Genomic DNA, 22,690 nt, shown 5'->3' with positions numbered 1-22,690 from the left:
ATCTATACTTACCTCTTTGCAGTTTTTCAGGAGGTGAGTATGACCAGAGTAGCGATTGTTACCGCATCGGATTCCGGGATTGGGAAAACCACGGCCCTGATGCTGGCTGAGCGCGGGTTTGATATTGGCGTCACCTGGCACTCGGATGAGAAAGGGGCGCTGGAAACCTGCCGCGAAGTTGAAGCGCAGGGGCAGCGCGCGGAGGCTATCCATCTTGATTTAAGCACGCTGCCGGAAGGCGCTGAGGCTATTGAAACGCTGATTGCGCGTTTTGGTCGGCTGGACGTGCTGGTCAATAATGCAGGGGCGATGACCAAAGCGCCGTTCCTCGAGATGCCGTTTGACGACTGGCGGAATATTTTCACCGTCGACGTGGACGGCGCGTTTCTCTGTTCACAAATTGCCGCAAGGCAGATGGTGAAGCAGGGGAAAGGGGGGCGGATTGTGAACATCACCTCGGTGCATGAGCACACGCCGCTTCCTGAGGCCAGCGCCTATACGGCGGCGAAACACGCGCTCGGCGGGTTAACCAAATCCATGGCGATGGAGCTGGTTAAGCACAATATTCTGGTGAACGCCGTCGCACCGGGTGCCATTGCTACGCCGATGAATGACATGGACGACAGCGAAGTGAAGGACGGTTCAATGCCGGAAATCCCGCTGGCAAGACCGGGCCATACCAAAGAGATTGCCAGCCTGGTCGCGTGGCTGTGCGACAGCGACGCCAGCTATACAACGGGGCAATCGTTTATCGTCGACGGGGGCTTTATGCTGGCGAACCCGCAGTTTAAGCCGGAGGGGTAGGTTCCCCTCTCCCTGTGAGAGAGGGTGTTTTTAGTTCCCTCTCCCTGTGGGAGAGGGTTAGGGTGAGAGCATCAGGCCGCACTCACTCCTCATCCCGCCTCTTTTCCCGTTGCTTCAGCCACAGTCGAACCCCAATCACCGCCACGACCACCAGAATCAGCCACGCCCAGTGCTTGAGGTGCTGGTCGAGATTATGCAGCCAGGGCGCAATCACTTCGCCCCCCACATAACCGAGCGTCGTAAAGATCAGCGCCCAGGCAATCGCACCCACAATATTGAGCGGCAGGAAAATTTTTGGTGGCAGATGGCTGGCACCAATGAGTATCGGCCCGATAATGCGAAAGCCATACATAAAGCGCGTGCCAATGACGAACAGATAGGGGTGGCGTTGAATGAGCCGCTGAGCGCGGCGAATTTTCTTCTGATGCTTTGTGAAACGCTTAAGCAGCGTTGGCCCGAAGCGCAGCCCGAGAAAGTAGAGCAGCTGATCGCCAATCATCCCCCCCAGCGCAACCGCGGCGACGACCAGCGGGAATTTCAGCAATCCCTGATGCGCGGCGACGCCGCCTAACAGGGTGATGGTTTCGCCTTCTGCCACGCTACCAATGACCAGCGCGGCATAGCCATATTGTTCAATGAGTGCGTTAATATCCATTACGTAACTGTTATCTCCCTCTGCGTACCTCGTTTAATCATATACCCCATGAATCAACAGCGGGGAAATCAACGGAAATTTCCCACTGTACATAAAATAATCTAAAGCCTGCATTATACTTAAGGTATCGCTGACGGGCCGACAACAAGGGGGCGCTATGAACCATGTCTGGGGACTTTTCTCCCATCCCGATCGTGAAATGCATGTCATTAAAAGTGAGAACGAAACGGTCTCGCATCATTACACGCACCACGTGCTGCTGATGGCTGCGGTGCCGGTAATATGCGCTTTTATCGGAACGACACAAATCGGCTGGAACTTCGGTGACGGCACCGTGGTTCAGCTTTCCTGGTTTACCGGACTCTATCTGGCCATCGTCTTTTATGGTCTGATGCTGGCGGGTGTGGCGGTCATGGGGCGAGTCATTCACTGGATGGCGCGTAACTACCCACAACGTCCATCGCTGGCGCACTGTATGGTCTTTGCCGGATATGTCGCGACCCCGCTGTTCTTAAGCGGTATTGTTGCGCTCTATCCACTGGTCTGGCTGTGCGCGCTGATCGGTACCATTGCCCTCTTTTACACCGGGTATCTGCTGTATCTGGGGGTTCCAACCTTCCTGAATATCAATAAAGAAGAAGGCCTGAGTTTTTCCAGTTCAACACTCGCTATCGGGGTGCTGGTGCTGGAGGCGCTACTGGCGCTGACGGTGATCCTTTGGGGTTATGGATACCGTCTCTTCTGAGTTCACTGCATTGCTGGCGTAAATGCCAGCAATGCAGCATCTGTTCACGATTATCCTCTGGCGACAACGCCCGCTGACGGCTATGATGCCGAAGCCAGCCTGTGTTTATCCGTTGATACAGGCGGTGTACGTCATGACGTGCGTGAATAATTATCAGAAGTCTCACCATGCTGAAATTCCGAGTCTCTTTACTTAGCCTGGCGCTGTTGCTGGGTGCGTCCGCTGCCGTGCCGGCCGTCGCCAAAACGCCCGCGGTGACCGCTGCCGCTGCCCAACCGCAAATTGCTTCAGGCAGCGCGATGATTGTCGATCTCAACACCAATAAGGTGATCTACGCCAGCCACCCGGACCTGGTGCGCCCGATCGCCTCGATTACCAAATTAATGACCGCGATGGTGGTGCTTGATGCCCATCTGCCGCTGGACGAAAAGCTGAAAGTGGATATCAGCCACACGCCGGAGATGAAAGGGATCTACTCCCGCGTGCGGCTGAACAGTGAAATCAGCCGTAAAAATATGCTGCTGCTGGCGCTGATGTCGTCTGAAAACCGCGCGGCGGCGAGCCTGGCGCACCATTATCCGGGCGGCTACGACGCGTTTATCCGCGCGATGAACGCCAAAGCCAAATCGCTGGGGATGAACAATACGCATTATGTTGAACCGACGGGTCTGTCGATCAGCAACGTCTCCACGGCCCGCGATCTGACGAAACTGCTGATTGCCAGCAAACAGTACCCGCTGATTGGTCAGCTCAGTACCACCCGTGAAGAGATGGCGACCTTTGCGAACCCGGCCTATACGCTGCCGTTCCGCAATACTAACCATCTGGTTTACCGTGATAACTGGAATATTCAGTTAACAAAAACCGGTTTTACCAATGCGGCAGGGCACTGTCTGGTGATGCGCACGGTGTTTAACGGTAAGCCGGTGGCGCTGGTGGTGATGGATGCCTTCGGCAAATACACGCACTTTGCGGATGCGAGCCGCCTGCGTACCTGGATTGAAACAGGAAAAGTGCAGCCCGTTCCGGCCGCCGCATTGACGTATAAAAAGCAGAAAGCGGAGCAGATGGCGACGGCGCAGAACGACTGATGCGCCTCTGCGCGCTGATGCCCTCGCCCCGACCCTCTCCCACAGGGAGAGGGAGAAAACACTAAAAACGGTAACCCAGGTTACCGTTTTGCTTTTATTCCGGCAGCGTCCAGTCACCATCGTTGAGCGGGCGCTGCATAATCACCGTATCCCGCCAGTCGCCTTTCTTATAGCCTACGCTGCGCAGCTGACCGACAATCACGAAGCCGTGCTTTTTATGCAGGCGTAACGAACCGGCATTATTATTGCCATCTCCCACCACGGCAATCATCTGCCGCCACGGACCTTGTTCGCAGCGTTCAATTAGCGCAGACATTAACGCCGTGCCAAAACCGCGCCCGGTGATGCTGGCATCCACGTAAATCGACTCTTCCAGGGTATAGCGGTAGGCGTGTCGCGGACGGTAAGGCGTGGCGTAGCAGTAGCCCACCACGATGCCGCGATACAGCGCGATAAGCCACGGTAAACCATTCTCAGCCACGCTTTTCATTCGATGACGCATTTCGTCGATAGTGGGGGGGACTTCTTCAAATGACGCGCGCCCGTGAAGCACATGCCAGGCATAGATCGCGGCGATGGCATGCACATCATCGGGAAGGGCATCGCGCACTTCCAGTTCGGTCTCGGATAAAACATCAATAGCCGACATGATGAGCCTGCTCCTCGTTATAGAAAGCCGGAGAAACGTTTCTCCGGCGTCAGACAGTTACTCTATTACGATTAAGGAGCGCTTAACAATCTCTCAAATTTGGCTGTAGGAATTAATCAGACGCTTGCGTTATGCGCTGCTCCGCGTCCGCGCTTTCTTTCCAGTATTTCTTCCGCGTTGTTTTACCGATGCCGGGATTCATGCTGTTTGTAGGGTCATTCTCGCGATAAAACTGCTTAAGTGCGTCGGGGGCTTTATAAAGATGTCCGACGTTATGTTCCGCAGGATATTGTGCGCCACGTTCACGCAGAAGGGCGAGCATCTGCTCCTTCAGTTCGTGTGCATCGACCCCTTTTTTGACGATGTAATCCTGATGGAAGACATAACACATAAAGTGGCCGTAATAGAGCTTATGCACCAGCTTGCTGTCGATTTCCGGCGGCAGGTGTTCAAACCACTCGGTATCGTTACGCCGCAGAGCGATATCCAGCGCCAGAATATCTTCCACCTCTTCGGAATGCACCGACTGATATCGGATGGCGGCACCAGCGGCGGCAAAGCGGTGCAGGAACGCTTTGCTGCCCTCTTCAGGCGTACAGGCAAAGAAATCCCCTTCGGCGGTTTTGAAGAACTCGGTCAGCCAGGCCTGCGCTTCGGCGATCCCGTCTCCGGCCATTTTCAGCAGCAGGTGATGCTCGTACTTATCGCGCCAGGTTTTCATCCTCTCCGGTAAATGCGCCGGGAAAACGTTGCCCAGCTTCTGCATAAAGCGGTCGGTGAAGTGGGGTTTGAACAGCGACACTTTCTCCAGCATCGCGTCGGTGCGGCCCTTCATGGTGAAGAAGAACGGCATTTTGTCGGTGCCCAGCTTGTCGATCATCAGGAACGTGTCTTTGCCGTAACGCTCGGCGATGTCGTAAATGTCCCGGTGCATGTACTCGCCCGCCACCGGCAGGTGGGTGAATTCACCCAGAATATGACGGCGGATCTCGGTCAGAACCTCAGGCTGATTGGTACCAATGTAAAATACCTGCTGCTTTTTCTCTGCCGGGAAGGTATCCAGGCGCACGGCAAAAACGGCAAGCTTCCCGGCGCAGCCGGAGGATTCAAACAGGCGGTCCGGGTCGGCGTTGTAGCGCGCTGGCGTATCGGCGTCGATATCCCGCACGCGGGTCACGTAGTCGTGATCGTGCGCGTGGCGGCCGTCGTGCTGCACATCTTCATCCTTCACGCGATCGTCGTCGAGCTTGCTGAGGATCTGCTCCGGCGTCACGCCGAGATCGATTCCCAAATGGTTCACCAGCGTCAGCTTGCCATTTTCGTCAATACGGGCAAACAGCGACATCTCGGTATAGGCCGGGCCGCGCTGCACCAGCGAGCCGCCGGAGTTGTTGCAGATCCCACCGACCACCGAGGCGCCAATACAGGAGGAGCCAATCACCGAGTGCGGCTCACGACCCAGCGGCTTAAGCGCTTTTTCCAGGGAATAGAGCGTGGTGCCGGGGAACGCGAGCACCTGCTCGCCTTTGTCCAGCAGGTGCAGCTTGTCGAGGCGCAGGGTGCTGATAATCACGATGTCGCGATCGTAATCGTTGCCGTTCGGCGTGGAGCCTTCGGTCAGGCCGGTATTGGCGGCCTGCATTAAAATGATCTTGTCGGCGGCGACGCAGGCGCTCAGCACGCGCCACAGCTCCAGCAGCGTGCCGGGGAAGACAACCGCCAGCGCCTCGCCCTGGCCGGAGCGGAAACCCTTACGGTAGCGGGCGGTTTTGGCCGGGTCGGTAAGCAGGTGAGAGGAGCCAACCAGGCGCGACAGTTCGTTAATAAAAGCCGTGTTATCGTTTGTTCGAACAGAAGACATCTTCCACTCCTTGTGGTGGGGCAAATTTCTCGCTGTAAAGCATAGCGCGATTAACTGTTAAGCGGTCGAGTATTCACGAGAAAAATCAGAGAATAACCCTGCAACGTTCTGAGGGTTTGTGGCACACTGCGCTTTTCGCACGGTATGGCCGAGATCGTCCGGCGGTTATTGATGAGAGAGTAAAACGACATGAAATGGCTATGTTCTGTAGGTGTCGCCGTCAGCCTGGCGCTGCAACCTGCGCTGGCAGAGGATTTGTTTGGCAATCACCCGCTCACGCCTGAAGCACGGGATGCGTTTGTCACGGAATTGCTCAAGAAAATGACGGTCGATGAGAAAATCGGCCAGCTGCGCCTTATCAGCGTCGGCCCGGATAACCCGAAAGAGGCCATCCGGGCGATGATCAAAGACGGGCAGGTAGGGGCCATCTTTAATACCGTCACCCGCCAGGATATCCGCAAGATGCAGGACCAGGTGATGGATCTCAGCCGCCTGAAAATTCCGCTGTTCTTTGCCTATGACGTGGTGCACGGCCAGCGTACCGTCTTCCCGATTAGCCTCGGCTTAGCGTCTTCCTTTAACCTCGACGCGGTGAAAACCGTCGGGCGCGTGTCGGCTTATGAAGCGGCGGACGACGGCCTGAACATGACCTGGGCACCTATGGTGGACGTCTCGCGCGATCCGCGCTGGGGCCGCGGCTCGGAAGGCTTTGGTGAAGATACGTATTTAACCTCCACGATGGGCAAAACCATGGTGGAAGCGATGCAGGGCAAAAGCCCGGCGGACCGCTACTCGGTGATGACCAGCGTCAAACACTTCGCAGCCTATGGCGCAGTGGAAGGCGGTAAAGAGTACAACACCGTCGACATGAGCCCGCAGCGCCTGTTTAACGACTATATGCCGCCGTACAAGGCAGGGCTGGATGCGGGCAGCGGCGCGGTGATGGTGGCGCTGAACTCCCTGAACGGCACGCCGGCGACGTCCGATTCCTGGCTGCTGAAAGACGTTCTGCGCGACCAGTGGGGCTTTAAAGGCATCACCGTTTCTGACCACGGCGCGATTAAAGAGCTGATCAAGCACGGTACCGCCTCCGATCCGGAAGACGCGGTGCGCGTGGCGCTCAAGTCCGGCATCAACATGAGCATGAGCGATGAGTATTACAGCAAATACCTGCCGGGGCTGGTGAAGAGCGGCAAGGTAACGATGGCGGAGCTGGACGATGCCACCCGTCACGTGCTGAACGTCAAATACGACATGGGGCTGTTTAACGATCCGTACAGCCACCTGGGCCCGAAAGAGTCTGACCCGGCAGATACCAACGCCGAAAGCCGTCTGCACCGCAAAGAAGCGCGTGACGTGGCGCGCGAAAGCCTGGTGCTGCTGAAAAACCGCCTCGACACGCTGCCGCTGAAAAAATCTGGCACCATTGCCGTGGTGGGCCCGCTGGCCGACAGCAAGCGCGACGTGATGGGCAGCTGGTCTGCCGCAGGCGTGGCTGACCAGTCGGTGACCGTGCTGACCGGTATCAAGAGTGCCGTCGGTGATAACGCCAAAGTGGTCTACGCCAAAGGGGCGAACGTCACCAACGATAAAGACATCGTCACTTTCCTCAACCAGTACGAGGAAGCGGTCAAGGTCGATCCGCGCACGCCGAAGGAGATGATTGACGAGGCGGTGAACGCCGCGAAGCAGTCTGACGTCGTTGTCGCGGTCGTGGGGGAAGCGCAGGGTATGGCGCACGAAGCCTCCAGCCGGACCGATATCACCATTCCGCAGAGCCAGCGCGATCTGATCGCCGCCCTGAAAGCCACCGGCAAGCCGCTAGTGCTGGTGCTGATGAACGGTCGTCCGCTGGCGCTGGTGAAAGAAGACCAGCAGGCTGACGCCATTCTGGAAACCTGGTTCGCCGGTACCGAAGGCGGTAACGCCATCGCCGACGTTCTGTTTGGCGATTACAACCCGTCGGGCAAGCTGCCGATGTCCTTCCCGCGCTCCGTCGGGCAAATCCCGGTCTACTACAGCCACCTGAACACCGGTCGCCCGTACAACGCCGACAAGCCGAACAAGTACACGTCTCGTTACTTCGACGAAGCTAACGGCCCGCTGTATCCGTTTGGTTACGGCCTGAGCTACACCACCTTCAAGGTCTCTGACGTGAAAATGTCAGCGCCTACGATGAAGCGTGACGGCAAAGTCACCGCCAGCGTTGAGGTGACCAACACCGGCAAGCGCGAAGGGGCAACGGTGATTCAGATGTACGTTCAGGATGTCACCGCGTCGATGAGCCGTCCCGTGAAGCAGCTGCGCGGCTTTGAGAAGGTCAACCTGAAGCCTGGCGAAACCCAAACTATCAGCTTCCCGATCGACGTGGATGCGCTGAAGTTCTGGAACCAGCAGATGAAATATGACGCGGAACCGGGCAAGTTTAACGTCTTTATCGGCGTGGACTCCGCCCGCGTGAATAAAGGCGAGTTCGAACTGCTGTAACCTGTCCCTCCTTTGCCTCCCCCCGTCCTGCGGGGGAGGCGTCTTACCTTATGCTAAAAAGGCATTTTGACGGTTAATTCTGCCGTTTTAAGCTACGCTTTTCTCTCAAGCCTCTGAAAAAGGCAGCAAAATAAATGAGGATAGTAGAATGACGATTGCAAAGGGGATGTTGGGATCTGCGCTGCTGCTGGCGGCGCTAAGTCTGCCGCTACAGGCGGCGGAGCCGGTAAAAGTGGGCTCAAAGATCGATACCGAAGGGGCGCTGCTCGGCAATATTATTTTGCAGGTGCTGGACAGCCACGGCGTGAAAACCGTCAATAAAGTTCAGCTCGGCACCACGCCCGTCGTGCGCGGCGCGATCACCTCCGGCGAGCTGGATATCTACCCGGAATACACCGGCAACGGCGCGTTCTTCTTCAAACAAGAAAACGATCCGGCATGGAAAAACGCTAACGCCGGGTATGAGAAAGTCAAAAAGCTCGACGCGGAACAGAACAAACTGGTCTGGCTGACCCCGGCTCCCGCCAACAACACCTGGACTATCGCCGTGCGCAAGGACGTGGCGGAGAAAGGCAAGCTCACCTCGCTTGCGGATCTCAGCCGCTACCTGAAAGAGAAGGGCGATTTCAAGCTCGCGGCCTCTGCGGAGTTTATCGAGCGTCCTGATGCGCTCCCGGCGTTCGAAAAAGCCTACGACTTCAAGCTCGACCAGGCGCAGCTGCTCTCTCTTGCGGGCGGGGATACCGCGGTGACCATCAAAGCGGCGGCGCAGCAAACCTCTGGCGTTAACGCGGCCATGGCCTACGGCACCGACGGCCCGGTGGCGGCGCTCGGCCTGCAAACCCTGACCGATCCTAAAGGCGTACAGCCGATTTACGCCCCGACCCCGGTCGTGCGTGAGGCGGTGCTGAAAGCCTATCCGGAGATTGCCGACTGGCTCAAACCGGTCTTCGAAAAACTGGATGAAAAAACGCTGCAACAGCTGAATGCCAGCATTGCCGTCGAGGGGCTGGATGCCAAAAAAGTGGCCGCCGACTTCCTGAAACAACAAGGGCTTGTGAAGTAACGGGAAAGGGCTGTGCCAATAAAATGTCATAACCGCGTCCTGCTGCTGCTGGCCTGCGTGGCCATCGCGGCGGTCGCGCTGCCGTTTGTCAACGTAGCCCCAAACCGTCTGATGTCGGGGGAGGGCAAAGCGCTCTGGCAGGTCTGGTCTTTCACGCCGGGGTGGCTGGCGGCGGCGCTGGCCGCGTGGGTTGCGCTATCGTTCTGGCAAGGGCGCACGGCGCAGTGGCTGACGCTGCTCCTCGCTGAAGGGCTGTTTATCATTCTGTTCTGGAGTGGCGGGCTGGCGGCGACGCACATGGCATCGGCAGAAAGTCCGCTGACGAGAACCACGGTGGGTAGCGGCCTCTGGCTGTGGCTGGCGCTCTGTCTGCTGGTCAGCAGCGATGCCATTCGTCGACTCATCTCCAGCGCCGTCTGGCGCTGGGTGCTCAACGCGCAGATATGGTGCATTCCCTTGTTCCTGCTGTTCAGCGGGGAACTGAACAATCTCTCGCTGTTAAAAGAGTACGCTAACCGTCAGGAGGTGTTTGATGATGCCCTGGCGCAACACCTGACGATCCTCTTCGGGACGCTCTTTCCGGCGCTGCTGCTCGGGATCCCCCTGGGCATGTGGTGTTACCGCCATCCTTCACGTCAGGGCGGGGTCTTTGCCGTGCTCAACGTGATCCAGACCATTCCTTCCGTTGCGCTGTTTGGCCTGCTGATTGCGCCGCTGGCCGGGCTGGTGAAGTCATTTCCGGTGCTGGGAACGCTCGGCATAGCCGGAACGGGGTTAACGCCCGCCCTTATCGCGCTGGTGCTGTATGCGCTGTTGCCGCTGGTGCGCGGCGTGGTCGCGGGCCTGGGTCAGGTCGCACCTGACGTGCTGGAAAGCGCCCATGCGATGGGCATGAGCGCCCGGCAGTGTTTCTGGAAAATTCAGCTCCCGCTGGCGCTGCCCCTGCTGCTGCGCAGCCTGCGGGTGGTGGCGGTACAGACCGTCGGCATGGCGGTGATTGCGGCGCTGATTGGCGCGGGCGGCTTTGGCGCCCTGGTGTTCCAGGGGCTGCTAAGTAGTGCGCTCGATCTGGTGTTATTGGGCGTGGTTCCGACGATTGCGCTGGCGGTTGTTGTCGACGCGCTGTTTGCCTTATGGCTCGCGCTGCTCAGGAGAAGAGCCAATGATTGAATTCCATGATGTCAGTAAAACGTTTGCCGGTCGCCCGGCGGCGAGCCACCTGAACCTGAACTTTGCCGAGGGGGCGTTTTCCGTGCTGATTGGCACCTCAGGCTCGGGAAAATCCACCACCCTGAAGATGATCAACCGTCTGGTGGAGCATGACAGCGGGCTGATCCGCTTTGCCGGAGAAGAGATCCGCAGCCTGCCGGTGCTGGAGCTGCGCCGTCGGATGGGCTATGCCATTCAGTCTATCGGCCTGTTTCCGCACTGGACGGTGGCGCAGAACATCGCCACCGTGCTGCAGCTGGAAAAATGGTCGCGGGGGAAAATCGCCGATCGTGTTGATGAGCTGATGTCTCTGCTGGGGTTAGAGCCCGCGCTGCGCGATCGCTATCCGCACCAGCTTTCCGGCGGGCAGCAGCAGCGCGTGGGCGTGGCGCGCGCGCTGGCGGCCAACCCGCAGGTGTTGCTGATGGACGAACCCTTTGGCGCGCTGGATCCGGTTACGCGCGGGGCGCTGCAGGCGGAGATGACCCGCATTCACCGCATTCTCGGACGCACGATCGTACTTGTGACGCACGATATTGATGAAGCCCTGCGCCTGGCTGACCATCTGGTGCTGATGGATCATGGCGAAGTGGTGCAGCAGGGCTCGCCGCTTGAGCTATTAACCTGGCCGAAGAACGACTTTGTGCGCGAGTTTTTTGGCCGCAGCGAACTGGGCGTCAGGCTGCTCTCCCTGCGAACGGTCAGCGACTATATGCGTCGGGATGCGGTGTCGGTGAGCGGCGAACCGCTGCAGGCGCAGATGAGCCTGCGGGATGCCCTCTCCGCGTTTGTCGCGCGCCAGTGCGAGGTATTGCCCGTTTCGGATGCCCGGGGCGCGCCGTGCGGAACCTTACATTTTCGCGATCTGCTGGCCGGGGAGGTGACGCGTGAAGGCACTGCGTGATCCGCTCCTCTGGCTGGTAGCGCTCTTTGTCGCTTTACTGTTTCTGATGCCCCACAGCGCGGCGTTGTTTAACAGCCTCTTTCCCGGACTGCCGCGGCCGGTCTATCAGCAGGAGAGCTTCATTAATCTCGCCCTGGCGCATCTCTGGCTGGTGGCGCTCTCAAGCGCCATTGCGGTTGTGCTGGGCGTGGGGGCGGGCATCGCGGTCACGCGGCCTGCGGGCCGGGAGTTTCGTCCGCTGGTGGAGACGATTGCGGCCATCGGGCAGACGTTTCCGCCCGTGGCGGTGCTGGCGATAGCGGTTCCGGTGATGGGCTTTGGCCAACAGCCTGCCATCATTGCGCTGATATTATACGGCGTATTGCCGGTTCTGCAGGGCACGCTGGCGGGCATCGCGGCGGTACCTGCGTCCGTGCTGAGCGTGGCGGAAGGGGTGGGGATGAGTCGCGGCCAGCGGCTGCGTAAGGTTGAACTGCCGCTTGCGGCACCGGTTATCATTGCCGGGATCCGCACGTCGGTCATCATTAACATCGGGACGGCGACCATTGCGTCTACGGTTGGTGCCAATACGCTGGGAACGCCGATTATTATCGGCCTGAGCGGGTTTAATACGGCTTATATAGTGCAGGGAGCGGTGCTGGTCGCGCTGGCGGCAATCGTCGTCGATCGCCTTTTTGAGCGGCTGGCGCTCTACCTCAGCCGACACCGCCGCGAACAATAAACGAGTATCCTGCCAGCATCACGCCGCCGATACCGCTTACGGCCATCAGGACAAAAAGGGTAATAATGGCCAGTTTGGTTGCCTTCATCATGTGCTCCTGTTGTTAACGGAACAATTATACGGTGAAGCGCAGCTGTTAATGAACCATTAAATGCCGTTATGGCTCATCCGGACCAAGGGAATAAACCGGGTAACCATTCTCACGCCATTCCGTCAGCAGCTGTTGCTGCGTGGCGGACGGTACTTCACCACACCAGACCAGCAGGGTCTGGCCCTCAAAAAACTCAGGCTTAAGCTGCGCCAGCGAATGCGCCAGAACATCCACGCGCCAGCCCTTCTGGGTGGCAATCCACGCTTCCAGCCACAGGCGGGTGGTATCGTGCACGTTCCAGCCGACCACCAGCGCATCTTTTCCGGCTTTGTTCTTTGCCGAGGCAAGGCAGACGGCGATGTAGTTGATCAGCACCCCGTCGAGCATGCTGAGCAGCGCCTGCAGGGTGGACTGCTGGCACTGCAGGCGTCGACGGAGCGGAATGAAAAGATGGTTGATCAGCGTCTGTGCCGGGTAATCGCGGCCTTGCTCTTTTATCCATGCGCGCAGGCGCTGAAGGTTGCCCGCCTGCAGGAGTCGCAGCAGGGTTTCCTGCTGTTCGCGCCAGAGGTGCTGCGTGTCCGGGTCGTCGTGGCTCAGCAGGGACTTCACCTTGCCGACCTGCACCCCGTTGTCGATCCAGCTTTTAATTTCGCGAATGCGGTCGATATCGGCTTCATTGAAAAGGCGATGCCCACCGTCGGTCCTCTGCGGTTTGAGTAATCCATACCGTCGCTGCCACGCCCGTAGGGTAACGGGATTGATATCACAAAGGAGTGCCACTTCACCTATTGTGTAAAGCGCCATATTCGCCCCCTGGCTTACGCGTCCCCAGCTTAACTGTAGACTCACTTTGGCGAACCAGGAAAGATTGATTGATTTTTGAACAAACAATGCGAAGCATGCGCGATATTCAGAAAAAGGTGTGATAACGGACACGATTTTGCGCTTTTTTGGAATGCTTCAAAGAAAGTAAACCCGCATCAGTGTATGTTACGCGTTTTTAGCGTGTGCGGTTTTGAGTATGTACGAGTTTAATCTGGTGCTGCTGTTGCTTCAGCAGATGTGCGTGTTTCTTGTCATTGCCTGGCTGATGAGCAAAACGCGCCTGTTTATCCCGCTGATGCAGGTCACCGTACGTCTGCCGCATAAGCTGCTCTGCTACGTCACCTTCTCTATTTTCTGCATCATGGGGACTTATTTTGGTCTCCATATCGAAGACTCTATTGCCAATACGCGCGCTATCGGCGCGGTGATGGGCGGGCTGCTGGGCGGTCCCGTCGTCGGTGGCCTTGTCGGTTTAACCGGGGGGCTGCATCGCTATTCCATGGGCGGGATGACGGCGCTCAGCTGCATGATCTCCACGATCGTGGAAGGTCTGCTCGGCGGGCTCGTGCACAGCTACATGATCAAACGCGGCCGCCCGGATAAAGTCTTTAGCCCGCTCACCGCCGGTGCCATTACCTTTGTAGCCGAAATGGCGCAGATGGCGATCATTCTGCTCATTGCCCGTCCGTTTGAGGATGCGCTGCACCTGGTCGGCAGTATTGCCGCCCCGATGATGGTAACCAACACCGTGGGTGCGGCGCTGTTTATGCGCATTCTGCTCGACAAGCGCGCCATGTTTGAGAAGTACACCTCGGCGTTTTCCGCCACGGCGCTGAAGGTCGCCGCCTCGACCGAAGGGATCCTGCGCCAGGGGTTCAACGAAGAGAACAGCATGAAGGTCGCGCAGGTGCTCTACAAGGAGCTGGATATCGGCGCGGTGGCTATCACCGACCGCGAGCGGCTGCTGGCCTTTACCGGCACCGGGGACGATCACCATCTGCCGGGGAAACCCATCTCCTCAGCCTACACGCTGCGCGCCATTGAAACCGGTGAGGTGGTGTACGCCGACGGTAACGAGGTGCCTTATCGCTGTTCGCTGCATCCGCAGTGCAAGCTGGGCTCCACGCTGGTGATTCCGCTGCGCGGCGAGAATCAGCGGGTGATGGGCACCATCAAGCTGTATGAGGCGAAAAACCGTCTGTTCAGCTCGATCAACCGCACGCTGGGGGAGGGGATCGCCCAGCTGCTGTCCGCGCAAATCCTCGCCGGACAGTATGAGCGGCAGAAAGCGCTGCTGACGCAGTCCGAAATTAAGCTGCTGCATGCCCAGGTCAATCCGCATTTCCTGTTCAACGCCCTCAACACGCTCAAAGCGGTGATCCGCCGCGACAGCGATCAGGCCGCGCAGTTGGTGCAGTTTCTGTCGACCTTTTTCCGCAAGAACCTGAAACGGCCGTCTGAGATCGTGACCCTCGCCGATGAGATTGAGCACGTGAATGCCTATCTGCAGATTGAGCAGGCGCGTTTCCAGTCGCGTCTGCAGGTGTCGCTCTCCGTGCCGGATGAGCTGGCGTATCAGCATCTTCCGGCCTTTACCCTGCAGCCGATTGTGGAAAACGCCATTAAGCACGGCACGTCACAGCTGCTGGGAACGGGGGAGATAACCATTGCCGCCAGCCGTTTTAACCACCATCTGGTGCTGGATATTGAAGACAATGCCGGGCTTTACCAGCCTTCCGCCTCCGGCGGTTTGGGAATGAGCCTGGTGGATAAACGCCTGCGCGCCCATTTTGGCGACGACTGTGGCATTACCGTCGCCTGTGAGCCAGACCGATTTACCCGTATTACCGTACGACTGCCGCTGGAGGAAAACGCATGTTAAGAGTGCTGATTGTGGATGACGAGCCGCTGGCACGGGAAAACCTGCGCGTTCTGCTGCAGGAGCAGCCTGATATTGAGATTGTTGGGGAGTGCGCGAACGCCATTGAAGCCATCGGCGCGGTGCACAAACTGCGCCCGGACGTGCTGTTCCTCGATATTCAGATGCCCCGCATCAGCGGGCTGGAGATGGTCGGCATGCTCGACCCGGAACATCGTCCCTACATCGTGTTTCTGACGGCGTTTGATGAATATGCCGTTAAGGCCTTTGAGGAGCATGCGTTTGACTATCTGCTCAAGCCGATTGAAGAGAAGCGGCTGGAAAAAACGCTCACCCGTTTACGCCAGGAGCGCACCGTACAGGACGTCACGCTGCTGCCGGAAAACCAGCAGCCGCTGAAGTTCATCCCCTGCACCGGGCACAGCCGGATCTATCTTCTGCAGATGGATGATGTGGCGTTTGTCAGCAGCCGCCTGAGCGGGGTGTTTGTCACCAGCGCGGAAGGGAATGAAGGGTTTACCGAGCTGACCCTGCGCACGCTGGAGAGCCGCACGCCGCTGATTCGTTGCCACCGCCAGTATCTGGTGAACATGGCGCACCTTAAGGAGATCCGCCTGGAAGATAACGGCCAGGCCGAGCTGGTGCTGCGTGCCGGGCAAACGGTGCCCGTCAGCCGTCGCTACCTGAAGAGTTTGAAAGAGGCGATTGGGCTATAAAGCTGGTACACTGCGCGCCATTGCATCATCGACATTCGAAGGCTCTATGCTAAGTAACGATATTCTTCGTAGCCTGCGCTACACCCTGAAAGCGAACAATAACGACATGGTGCGCATTCTTGCGCTGTCCGACATGGAATCCACGTCTGCGAGTTTTGACACGTGGATGACCAAAGAAGACGAAGAGGGATTTGTCCGCTGCCCTGACATCATTCTGTCGGGTTTCCTGAACGGCCTGATTTACGATAAGCGTGGCAAAGATCCGGCCGCGCCAGAGCTGGCGCTGGAGCGTCGGGTGAACAACAACACGGTGCTGAAAAAACTGCGCATCGCGTTCTCGCTGAAAACGGACGATATCGTGGCGATCATGACTGAGCAAAAATTCCGCGTATCCGTGCCGGAAGTGACCGCCATGATGCGCGCGCCGGATCATAAAAACTACCGCGAGTGCGGCGATCAGTTTCTGCGTAATTTCCTGCGTGGGTTAACTCACCGGGTGCATCACCCGAAGGCGTGATTGCAGAATGGGTGTGGCCTGATGCCCTCACCCCGACCCTCTCCCACAGGGAGAGGGAGAAAACAAAATGCCATAAAAAAGCCGGAGATTATCTCCGGCTTTTTTGTTATTTCACCTGCTGACCCGGCTTCGCGCCTTCGTCAGGGCTTAACAGGAAGATATCTTTCCCGCCAGGGCCTGCGGCCATCACCATCCCCTCAGAGATGCCGAAGCGCATTTTGCGCGGCGCCAGGTTCGCCACCATCACGGTTTGACGGCCGATCAGCACCTGCGGGTCCGGATAGGCAGAACGGATGCCGGAGAAGACGTTGCGCTTCTCGCCGCCCAGATCCAGCGTCAGGCGCAGCAGCTTGTCAGAACCGTCCACGAATTCCGCGTTTTCAATCAGCGCCACGCGCAGGTCGACTTTGGCGAAATCATCGAAGGTAATGGTTTCCTGAATCGGATCGTCCGCCAGCGGGCCGGTGACCGGTGCCGCAGCAGCCTTCACCTCTTCTTTAGACGCTTCCACCAGAGCTTCAACCTGCTTCATCTCGATGCGGTTGTACAGCGCCTTGAAGGTGTTCACCTTGTGGCCGAGCAGCGGCTGCTGGATTGCATCCCAGGTCAGTTCGGTGTTCAGGAACGCTTCAGCACGGGCTGCCAGCTGCGGCAGAACCGGCTTCAGCCAGGTCATCAGCACGCGGAACATGTTCAGACCCATGGTGCAGATCGCCTGCAGGTCAGCGTCGCGGCCTTCCTGTTTCGCGACAACCCACGGGGCCTGCTCGTCCACATAGCGGTTGGCAACATCGGCCAGCGCCATGATTTCACGAATCGCTTTACCGAATTCACGGCTTTCCCAGGCTTCACCAACCGCAGCGGCGGCATCGGTGAAGGTTTTATACAGCTCAGGATCGGCCAGTTCGGCAGAAAGCACGCCGTCAAAACGCTTCGCGATAAAGCCCGCGTTACGGGACGCCAGGTTGACGACCTTGTTGACGATGTCCGCGTTCACGCGTTGCACGAAATCTTCCAGGTTCAGGTCGATATCGTCGATGCGGGAAGAGAGTTTCGCGGTGTAGTAGTAGCGCAGGCTGTCCGCGTCGAAGTGGTTCAGCCAGGTGCTGGCCTTGATGAACGTCCCGCGGGACTTGGACATCTTCGCGCCGTTCACCGTTACGTAGCCGTGTACGAACAGGTTGGTTGGCTTGCGGAAGTTGCTGCCTTCCAGCATGGCCGGCCAGAACAGGCTGTGGAAGTAAACGATGTCTTTACCGATGAAGTGGTACAGCTCGGCAGTGGAATCTTTCTTCCAGTATTCGTCGAAGCTGACGGTGTCGCCACGCTTGTCGCACAGGTTCTTGAAGGAGCCCATGTAGCCGATTGGCGCGTCCAGCCAGACGTAGAAGTATTTGCCCGGCGCGTTCGGGATTTCAAAGCCGAAGTAAGGCGCATCGCGGGAGATATCCCACTGCTGCAGGCCGGATTCGAACCACTCCTGCATTTTATTCGCCACCTGCTCCTGCAGCGCGCCGCTGCGGGTCCACGCATGCAGCATTTCGCTGAAGGACGGCAGGTCGAAGAAGAAGTGCTCGGAGTCACGCATCACAGGCGTGGCGCCGGAAACCACGGATTTCGGCTCGATAAGCTCGGTCGGGCTGTAGGTCGCGCCGCACACTTCGCAGTTATCGCCGTACTGGTCCGGGGATTTACATTTCGGACAGGTGCCTTTGACGAAACGGTCCGGCAGGAACATGCCTTTCTCCGGATCGTACAGCTGAGAGATGGTGCGGTTTTTAATAAAACCGTTCTCTTTCAGACGGGTGTAGATCAGCTCCGACAGCTCGCGGTTTTCGTCGCTGTGCGTGGAGTGATAGTTGTCATAGCTGATGTCAAAGCCAGCAAAATCAGTCTGATGCTCCTGACTCATTTCGGCAATCATCTGCTCCGGGGAAATCCCCAGCTGCTGCGCTTTCAGCATGATCGGCGTGCCGTGGGCATCGTCCGCACAGATGAAGTTAACCTCGTGGCCGCGCATTCGCTGGTAACGGACCCAGACATCAGCCTGGATATGCTCCAGCATGTGGCCGAGGTGGATTGAGCCGTTGGCGTACGGCAGTGCGCACGTTACCAGAATTTTCTTCGCGACTTGAGTCATAGTAGGCATTACTTCTTTTAACTGTGAAAAGGGTTTTTGATATTACCAAAAGGGGCATTATTAAGTAAGCACAAACCACGGCCTTTCAGGTAAACTTGTTCATCTAAGGTCTTATTCACAAGAACAAAGGAGTCGGGATGAGTTCTCAATCCCAGGCCAAATCACCGGAAGCCTTACGAGCAATGGTCGCCGGGACGCTGGCTAACTTTCAGCATCCAACCCTGAAGCACAATCTCACTACGCTGAAAGCGTTACACCACGTCGCCTGGCTGGACGACACGCTGCACATTGAACTGCAGATGCCGTTCGTCTGGACCAGCGCCTTTGATGCGCTGAAAGAGCAGACCAGCTCTGAGCTGCTGCGCATGACCGGCGCGAAGGCGATCGACTGGAAGCTGAGCCACAGCATCGCCACGCTGAAGCGCGTGAAAAACCAGCCTGGCGTGAACGGCGTGAAAAACATCATTGCCGTCAGCTCGGGCAAGGGCGGGGTGGGGAAATCCTCTACCGCCGTTAACCTGGCGCTCGCGCTGGCAGCGGAAGGGGCAAAGGTCGGTATTCTGGATGCCGACATCTACGGTCCGTCTATTCCGAACATGCTGGGCGCGGAAAACCAGCGCCCAACCTCGCCGGACGGCACCCACATGGCGCCAATCATGGCCCACGGTCTGGCGACCAACTCCATCGGTTACCTGGTGACTGACGATAACGCCATGGTCTGGCGCGGCCCGATGGCCAGCAAGGCGCTGCTGCAGATGCTGCAGGAGACGATGTGGCCGGATCTGGATTATCTGGTGCTGGACATGCCGCCGGGCACCGGTGACATTCAACTGACGCTGGCGCAGAACATTCCGGTGACGGGAGCCGTTGTGGTGACCACGCCGCAGGATATCGCGCTGATCGACGCCAAAAAAGGCATCGTGATGTTCGAGAAGGTGGAAGTGCCGGTGCTCGGTATCGTCGAGAACATGAGCATGCACATCTGCAGCAACTGCGGCCACCACGAACCTATTTTCGGCACGGGTGGCGCAGAAAAACTGGCCGCGAAGTATCACACCCAGCTGCTGGGACAGATGCCGCTTCACATTACCCTGCGCGAAGATCTGGATAGCGGCAAGCCGACGGTGGTCAGCCGTCCGGACAGCGAATTTGCAGAAATGTATCGCCAGCTGGCGGGACGCGTTGCGGCGCAGCTGTACTGGCAGGGCGAAATCATCCCAGGTGAAATCGCGTTCCGCGCGGTGTAATACCTCTTCGCTTAGTGCCGGGTGGCGGCTTCGCCTTACCCGGCCTACGAAATACGGTTTTGTAGGTCAGGTAAGCGAAGCGCCACCTGACTTTACCCAAGCCGATAATGCATCAGATAGTACTCTCCGTCCGGAGAATTACCCGTCGCCTCAATGTGCCAGCCGTGTCGCTGGTAAAACGCAATAGCCCGCGCATTCTTCACCAGACACTTAAGCGAACCCGTACTGGTAAACGTCTTCTGAACCTGCTCCAGGAGCAACTTCCCGACCCCGAGACTTTGATACTGCGGGTCAACAAACAGGTTGTGCAGGAAATTATCGTTCGTCCAGACGGAGGCAAAACCCAGGCGATGACCGTTCTGCGTGGCAACCCAAATCACTTCGTCACGGGTTGCCGCGTCAAAGTCTTCCAGCTGCCAGTCTGCACTCTCCAGCCATGGCCAGGCTTCACGCCGGGCGTGGAGGTAGAGCGTGCGCAGGAAAGGGCGGTCACTTTCCTGCCAGGGGCGAATCAGGATTGCGTTAGCGGTGATAGAAAATATCTCCATTGTAGGCTTTGTATATCTTGCCATCAGCATCGCCAATCAGCACGTAGTTCTCACCCATGTAGGTCCAGTGGGTTCCGGCATCCGGCGCCGGCAGGTTACGCAGCTGGTACTGTTTGATGGTGTACTCCGGCGTTTGATACTGCGCCGGTGCCGTGTCGCCAATCTTGAATTTCGTGAAGTCAGCGATGAACTCTTGTTCTTCGTAAGCGCTGATGCCTGATGCTGCTGGTGCTGCGTTAGCCACGCTTGCCAGGGTCATCACGACACCCAGAAGCAGCCATTTACACTTAGCCATTTTTTCTCCAGTTAACCTGTTTTTACTTTTTGCTTTTGCACGTCAACAATACGGCAACCTGACTATTTTATGTATCAGACTATGGCTTGTTCCAGGAAAAATGTAACAAAACTGAACATAACCCGGGGATCGTTTTCCGCTAGGAGCACGACACTTCTTTACAGCATGACGCAAACTCGCCCGCTATGATGACCTCCGGTTAAATTGAGAGGTCACAATGGATAACCGCAAAATCAGTCGACTGCGCCGCTGGGCGCGGGAAGGGATCATACTCGTTCTGCTGACGCTGGCCGTGGTATGGGGTGTTGATCAGTACCGAAAACCGACGCTCCCCGCCAGTTTTAGTGCAACGCCGATGCAGAGCATCGACGGCAACGTTCACGATATTGCGGCGCTCAGCCAGGATCGTCCGCTGCTGATCTACGTCTGGGCAACCTGGTGCAGCATTTGCCGCTACACGACGCCTGCGGTTAATCAACTGGCAGAAGAGGGCGGGAACGTGGTGAGTATCGCCATGCGTTCTGGTGACAACGCAAAGCTTGAGCGCTGGGTTGATAAGAAACAGCTAAAAATGCCGGTGATTAACGATGCAAACGGTGCTTTGTCGCAGCAGTGGCAGGTGAGCGTCACGCCAACGCTGGTGGTTGTGTCGAAGGGGAACGTGGTCAGTACCACGACGGGCTGGACGAGCTACTGGGGATTAAAATTAAGGATGTGGTGGGCAGGCGTATAAAAATAACCCCTCTCCCGGCGGAAGAGGGGTGTTGTATTACTTAGCCAGAACTTCCTGCGCGGTGCGCTCAACCAGAGACAGCAGGATTTTAATATCTTCCAGCGTCACGGTTGGGTTCAGCAGCGTCAGCTTCAGGCAGGTCACGCCGTTATGCTCGGTCACACCGACGTTTGCACGGCCGGATTCCAGCAGCGCGTCACCAATTTTCTGGTTCAGCAGGGCGATACCCGCTTCATCCGTCTGCACCTGTCCGCGGAAGCGGAACAGAACGCTTGCCAGCTGCGGCTGCATAACCAGCTCCAGCGCAGGCTGCGCTTTCACGTAGGCCGCAACCTGCTGTGCCAGGGTCACGCCGTGATCGATGATCGCCGCGTATTGCTCCTGACCCAGCGCTTCCAGGCTCATCCACAGCTTCAGCGCGTCAAAACGACGGGTGGTTTGCAGAGATTTGGAAACCAGATTAGGCACGCCGGCTTCTTCGTCGAACTCAGAGTTCAGGTAAGCCGCCTGATAGCGCATCAGCTCATAGTGACGTGCTTCTTTCAGCAGGAACGCGCCGCAGCTGATGGTCTGGAAGAACTGCTTGTGGAAGTCCAGGGTGACGGAATCCACCAGCTCGATGCCGTCCAGGTAGTGACGATACTGCTCTGACATCAGCAGCGCGCCGCCCCAGGCCGCATCAACGTGTACCCAGATGTTCTGCTTCGCGGCCAGCTCAGCAATCGCACGCAGCGGGTCGATAGCACCGGCATCGGTGGTACCTGCCGTCGCGACGATGGCCAGAATCTGCTCGCCGTTCGCATTGCACTGTTCGATTTTCGCCGCCAGATCGGTCAGATCCATGCGGGAGAATTCGTCCGTTTTCACCTGCACCACGGACTGGTAGCCCAGGCCCATCAGCGCCATGTTTTTCTGCACGGAGAAGTGCGCGTTTTCGGAGCACAGCACGCGAATTTTGCGCAGATCGCCAACCAGACCGTCCTGCTGAACGGAATGACCCTGACGCGCGAAAAACGCATCGCGAGCCAGCATCAGGCCCATCAGGTTGCTCTGAGTCCCGCCGCTGGTGAAAACACCTGCGTCGCCGGCCTGATAACCCACGCGGGTACGCAGCCACTCGATCAGTTTGATCTCAATGATGGTTGCGGACGGGCTTTGATCCCAGGAGTCCATACTCTGGTTAGTGGCGTTGATCAGCACTTCCGCCGCCTGACTTACGACCAGGCTTGGGCAGTGCAGGTGCGCCACACACTGCGGGTGATGAACGGACAGGCTGTCTTTCAGGAAGAACTCCACGGCGCGTTCAATCGCCGCTTCGTTGCCCAGCCCTTTCGGGTTGAAATCCAGCTTAATACGATCGCGCAGTTCCGCGACCGTTTTGCCCTGGTACATCTCAGGCTGTTTTAGCCACTGCATCACAGCCTGAGTGCTTTGTTCAATCGCCTGCTGGTAAGCTTCAATGCTCTGCGCAGAGGAGAACAAAATTGGGTTTGAATCAGACATC

General features: G+C 57.7%; 22 protein-coding genes. 13 read left to right on the top strand and 9 right to left on the bottom strand.

The window, feature by feature from the left end; genetic code table 11:
• The first annotated feature begins 39 nt into the window (after window positions 1-39).
• A complete protein-coding gene (locus OTG14_RS11280) occupies window positions 40-804 on the top strand; it encodes an SDR family oxidoreductase (protein ID WP_024908156.1) in 765 nt (254 codons plus the stop codon).
• Window positions 805-886: 82 nt separating this feature from the next.
• On the opposite strand, the gene OTG14_RS11275 is transcribed toward OTG14_RS11280, so the two are convergent.
• Entirely contained in the window at window positions 887-1,459 is a 573-nt protein-coding gene (locus OTG14_RS11275; protein WP_032646544.1) for a DedA family protein, read from the bottom strand.
• Window positions 1,460-1,616: 157 nt separating this feature from the next.
• On the opposite strand from OTG14_RS11275, the gene OTG14_RS11270 reads away from it, so the two are divergent.
• The gene (locus OTG14_RS11270; RefSeq protein ID WP_023312454.1) at window positions 1,617-2,204 is read left to right on the top strand and encodes a Yip1 family protein; all 588 of its coding nucleotides are present in this window, start codon (window positions 1,617-1,619) and stop codon (window positions 2,202-2,204) included.
• Between the two features lie 167 nt (window positions 2,205-2,371).
• Entirely contained in the window at window positions 2,372-3,295 is a 924-nt protein-coding gene (gene pbpG, locus OTG14_RS11265) for a D-alanyl-D-alanine endopeptidase (protein WP_024908154.1), read from the top strand.
• A gap of 94 nt (window positions 3,296-3,389) precedes the next feature.
• Here pbpG and OTG14_RS11260 read toward each other — a convergent pair whose 3' ends face one another.
• Both OTG14_RS11260 and dld read right to left on the bottom strand, forming a co-directional pair.
• Window positions 3,390-3,944 (bottom strand): GNAT family N-acetyltransferase, encoded by a 555-nt coding sequence (locus tag OTG14_RS11260; RefSeq protein ID WP_024908153.1) that lies wholly within the window; start codon window positions 3,942-3,944, stop codon window positions 3,390-3,392.
• A 112-nt stretch (window positions 3,945-4,056) separates the two neighbouring features.
• Window positions 4,057-5,805 carry a D-lactate dehydrogenase gene (dld, locus tag OTG14_RS11255; RefSeq protein ID WP_267215072.1) on the bottom strand — a complete coding sequence of 583 codons (1,749 nt, stop codon included), beginning with the start codon at window positions 5,803-5,805 and terminating at the stop codon, window positions 4,057-4,059.
• Between the two features lie 189 nt (window positions 5,806-5,994).
• On the opposite strand from dld, the gene bglX reads away from it, so the two are divergent.
• The 5 genes from bglX to OTG14_RS11230 all read left to right on the top strand — a co-directional run bounded on the left by bglX (window position 5,995) and on the right by OTG14_RS11230 (window position 12,192).
• Window positions 5,995-8,292, top strand: a complete 2,298-nt coding sequence (bglX, locus tag OTG14_RS11250; RefSeq protein ID WP_267215071.1) for a beta-glucosidase BglX — start codon at window positions 5,995-5,997, stop codon at window positions 8,290-8,292.
• A gap of 148 nt (window positions 8,293-8,440) precedes the next feature.
• Complete coding sequence (gene osmF, locus OTG14_RS11245; RefSeq protein WP_267215070.1) at window positions 8,441-9,358, top strand: glycine betaine ABC transporter substrate-binding protein OsmF; 918 nt, start codon at window positions 8,441-8,443, stop codon at window positions 9,356-9,358.
• A gap of 12 nt (window positions 9,359-9,370) precedes the next feature.
• Window positions 9,371-10,528, top strand: coding sequence for an ABC transporter permease (locus tag OTG14_RS11240; protein ID WP_267215069.1), 1,158 nt, complete (start codon window positions 9,371-9,373; stop codon window positions 10,526-10,528).
• Entirely contained in the window at window positions 10,521-11,471 is a 951-nt protein-coding gene (locus tag OTG14_RS11235; protein WP_048992504.1) for an ABC transporter ATP-binding protein, read from the top strand. Before OTG14_RS11240 ends, OTG14_RS11235 begins: the two co-directional genes overlap by 8 nt.
• Complete coding sequence (locus OTG14_RS11230) at window positions 11,455-12,192, top strand: ABC transporter permease (RefSeq protein WP_267215068.1); 738 nt, start codon at window positions 11,455-11,457, stop codon at window positions 12,190-12,192. Before OTG14_RS11235 ends, OTG14_RS11230 begins: the two co-directional genes overlap by 17 nt.
• On the opposite strand, the gene OTG14_RS11225 is transcribed toward OTG14_RS11230, so the two are convergent.
• Window positions 12,167-12,280 (bottom strand): protein YohO, encoded by a 114-nt coding sequence (locus tag OTG14_RS11225; protein WP_008500895.1) that lies wholly within the window; start codon window positions 12,278-12,280, stop codon window positions 12,167-12,169. The two genes, OTG14_RS11230 and OTG14_RS11225, sit on opposite strands and share 26 nt — an antisense overlap.
• A 69-nt stretch (window positions 12,281-12,349) precedes the next feature.
• On the bottom strand, window positions 12,350-13,090 hold the full coding sequence (gene mlrA / locus OTG14_RS11220) for an HTH-type transcriptional regulator MlrA (protein WP_024908146.1): 741 nt from the start codon (window positions 13,088-13,090) through the stop codon (window positions 12,350-12,352).
• A 217-nt stretch (window positions 13,091-13,307) separates the two neighbouring features.
• Between mlrA and OTG14_RS11215 the strand changes: the two genes are divergently transcribed.
• The 3 genes from OTG14_RS11215 to OTG14_RS11205 are packed head-to-tail and all read left to right on the top strand — an operon-like array spanning window position 13,308 to window position 16,223.
• The gene (locus OTG14_RS11215) at window positions 13,308-14,993 is read left to right on the top strand and encodes a sensor histidine kinase (RefSeq protein ID WP_048992500.1); all 1,686 of its coding nucleotides are present in this window, start codon (window positions 13,308-13,310) and stop codon (window positions 14,991-14,993) included.
• Window positions 14,987-15,706, top strand: a complete 720-nt coding sequence (btsR, locus tag OTG14_RS11210; protein ID WP_024908144.1) for a two-component system response regulator BtsR — start codon at window positions 14,987-14,989, stop codon at window positions 15,704-15,706. The genes OTG14_RS11215 and btsR overlap by 7 nt, the downstream gene beginning before the upstream one ends.
• Window positions 15,707-15,752: 46 nt before the next feature.
• Window positions 15,753-16,223 (top strand): YehS family protein, encoded by a 471-nt coding sequence (locus OTG14_RS11205; RefSeq protein ID WP_008500891.1) that lies wholly within the window; start codon window positions 15,753-15,755, stop codon window positions 16,221-16,223.
• 106 nt (window positions 16,224-16,329) lie between these two features.
• Here the strand turns inward: OTG14_RS11205 and metG are convergent, their stop codons facing one another.
• Complete coding sequence (gene metG, locus OTG14_RS11200) at window positions 16,330-18,363, bottom strand: methionine--tRNA ligase (protein WP_267215067.1); 2,034 nt, start codon at window positions 18,361-18,363, stop codon at window positions 16,330-16,332.
• A gap of 137 nt (window positions 18,364-18,500) precedes the next feature.
• On the opposite strand from metG, the gene apbC reads away from it, so the two are divergent.
• Window positions 18,501-19,610, top strand: a complete 1,110-nt coding sequence (gene apbC, locus OTG14_RS11195) for an iron-sulfur cluster carrier protein ApbC (RefSeq protein ID WP_267215066.1) — start codon at window positions 18,501-18,503, stop codon at window positions 19,608-19,610.
• 92 nt (window positions 19,611-19,702) lie between these two features.
• On the opposite strand, the gene OTG14_RS11190 is transcribed toward apbC, so the two are convergent.
• Together OTG14_RS11190 and OTG14_RS11185 are read right to left on the bottom strand one after the other, a co-directional pair.
• Complete coding sequence (locus OTG14_RS11190; protein ID WP_024908141.1) at window positions 19,703-20,158, bottom strand: GNAT family N-acetyltransferase; 456 nt, start codon at window positions 20,156-20,158, stop codon at window positions 19,703-19,705.
• A complete protein-coding gene (locus OTG14_RS11185) occupies window positions 20,133-20,453 on the bottom strand; it encodes an RcnB family protein (protein ID WP_024908140.1) in 321 nt (106 codons plus the stop codon). The genes OTG14_RS11190 and OTG14_RS11185 overlap by 26 nt, the downstream gene beginning before the upstream one ends.
• 217 nt (window positions 20,454-20,670) lie before the next feature.
• Here OTG14_RS11185 and OTG14_RS11180 point away from each other — a divergent pair, with 217 nt between their 5' ends.
• Window positions 20,671-21,186 carry a protein disulfide oxidoreductase gene (locus tag OTG14_RS11180; RefSeq protein ID WP_032645288.1) on the top strand — a complete coding sequence of 172 codons (516 nt, stop codon included), beginning with the start codon at window positions 20,671-20,673 and terminating at the stop codon, window positions 21,184-21,186.
• A 36-nt stretch (window positions 21,187-21,222) separates the two neighbouring features.
• Here OTG14_RS11180 and OTG14_RS11175 read toward each other — a convergent pair whose 3' ends face one another.
• Window positions 21,223-22,689: a pyridoxal phosphate-dependent decarboxylase family protein gene (locus OTG14_RS11175; protein ID WP_024908138.1), complete on the bottom strand. Its 1,467-nt coding sequence runs from the start codon at window positions 22,687-22,689 to the stop codon at window positions 21,223-21,225.
• Between the last annotated feature and the right edge of the window lies 1 nt (window position 22,690).

The sequence above is a fragment of the Enterobacter pseudoroggenkampii genome, from assembly GCF_026420145.1.
GTDB classification, from domain to species: Bacteria; Pseudomonadota; Gammaproteobacteria; order Enterobacterales; family Enterobacteriaceae; genus Enterobacter; species Enterobacter pseudoroggenkampii.
This window is presented reverse-complemented; position numbering and strand designations above follow the sequence as displayed.

Coding starts and splice junctions, on each gene's coding strand:
- OTG14_RS11280 (WP_024908156.1), top strand. CDS start 40: ATGACCAGAGTAGCGATTGTTACCGCATCGGATTCCGGGATTGGGAAA.
- OTG14_RS11275 (WP_032646544.1), bottom strand. CDS start 1,459: ATGGATATTAACGCACTCATTGAACAATATGGCTATGCCGCGCTGGTC.
- OTG14_RS11270 (WP_023312454.1), top strand. CDS start 1,617: ATGAACCATGTCTGGGGACTTTTCTCCCATCCCGATCGTGAAATGCAT.
- pbpG (WP_024908154.1), top strand. CDS start 2,372: ATGCTGAAATTCCGAGTCTCTTTACTTAGCCTGGCGCTGTTGCTGGGT.
- OTG14_RS11260 (WP_024908153.1), bottom strand. CDS start 3,944: ATGTCGGCTATTGATGTTTTATCCGAGACCGAACTGGAAGTGCGCGAT.
- dld (WP_267215072.1), bottom strand. CDS start 5,805: ATGTCTTCTGTTCGAACAAACGATAACACGGCTTTTATTAACGAACTG.
- bglX (WP_267215071.1), top strand. CDS start 5,995: ATGAAATGGCTATGTTCTGTAGGTGTCGCCGTCAGCCTGGCGCTGCAA.
- osmF (WP_267215070.1), top strand. CDS start 8,441: ATGACGATTGCAAAGGGGATGTTGGGATCTGCGCTGCTGCTGGCGGCG.
- OTG14_RS11235 (WP_048992504.1), top strand. CDS start 10,521: ATGATTGAATTCCATGATGTCAGTAAAACGTTTGCCGGTCGCCCGGCG.
- OTG14_RS11225 (WP_008500895.1), bottom strand. CDS start 12,280: ATGAAGGCAACCAAACTGGCCATTATTACCCTTTTTGTCCTGATGGCC.
- mlrA (WP_024908146.1), bottom strand. CDS start 13,090: ATGGCGCTTTACACAATAGGTGAAGTGGCACTCCTTTGTGATATCAAT.
- OTG14_RS11215 (WP_048992500.1), top strand. CDS start 13,308: ATGTACGAGTTTAATCTGGTGCTGCTGTTGCTTCAGCAGATGTGCGTG.
- btsR (WP_024908144.1), top strand. CDS start 14,987: ATGTTAAGAGTGCTGATTGTGGATGACGAGCCGCTGGCACGGGAAAAC.
- OTG14_RS11205 (WP_008500891.1), top strand. CDS start 15,753: ATGCTAAGTAACGATATTCTTCGTAGCCTGCGCTACACCCTGAAAGCG.
- metG (WP_267215067.1), bottom strand. CDS start 18,363: ATGACTCAAGTCGCGAAGAAAATTCTGGTAACGTGCGCACTGCCGTAC.
- apbC (WP_267215066.1), top strand. CDS start 18,501: ATGAGTTCTCAATCCCAGGCCAAATCACCGGAAGCCTTACGAGCAATG.
- OTG14_RS11190 (WP_024908141.1), bottom strand. CDS start 20,158: ATGGAGATATTTTCTATCACCGCTAACGCAATCCTGATTCGCCCCTGG.
- OTG14_RS11185 (WP_024908140.1), bottom strand. CDS start 20,453: ATGGCTAAGTGTAAATGGCTGCTTCTGGGTGTCGTGATGACCCTGGCA.
- OTG14_RS11180 (WP_032645288.1), top strand. CDS start 20,671: ATGGATAACCGCAAAATCAGTCGACTGCGCCGCTGGGCGCGGGAAGGG.
- OTG14_RS11175 (WP_024908138.1), bottom strand. CDS start 22,689: ATGTCTGATTCAAACCCAATTTTGTTCTCCTCTGCGCAGAGCATTGAA.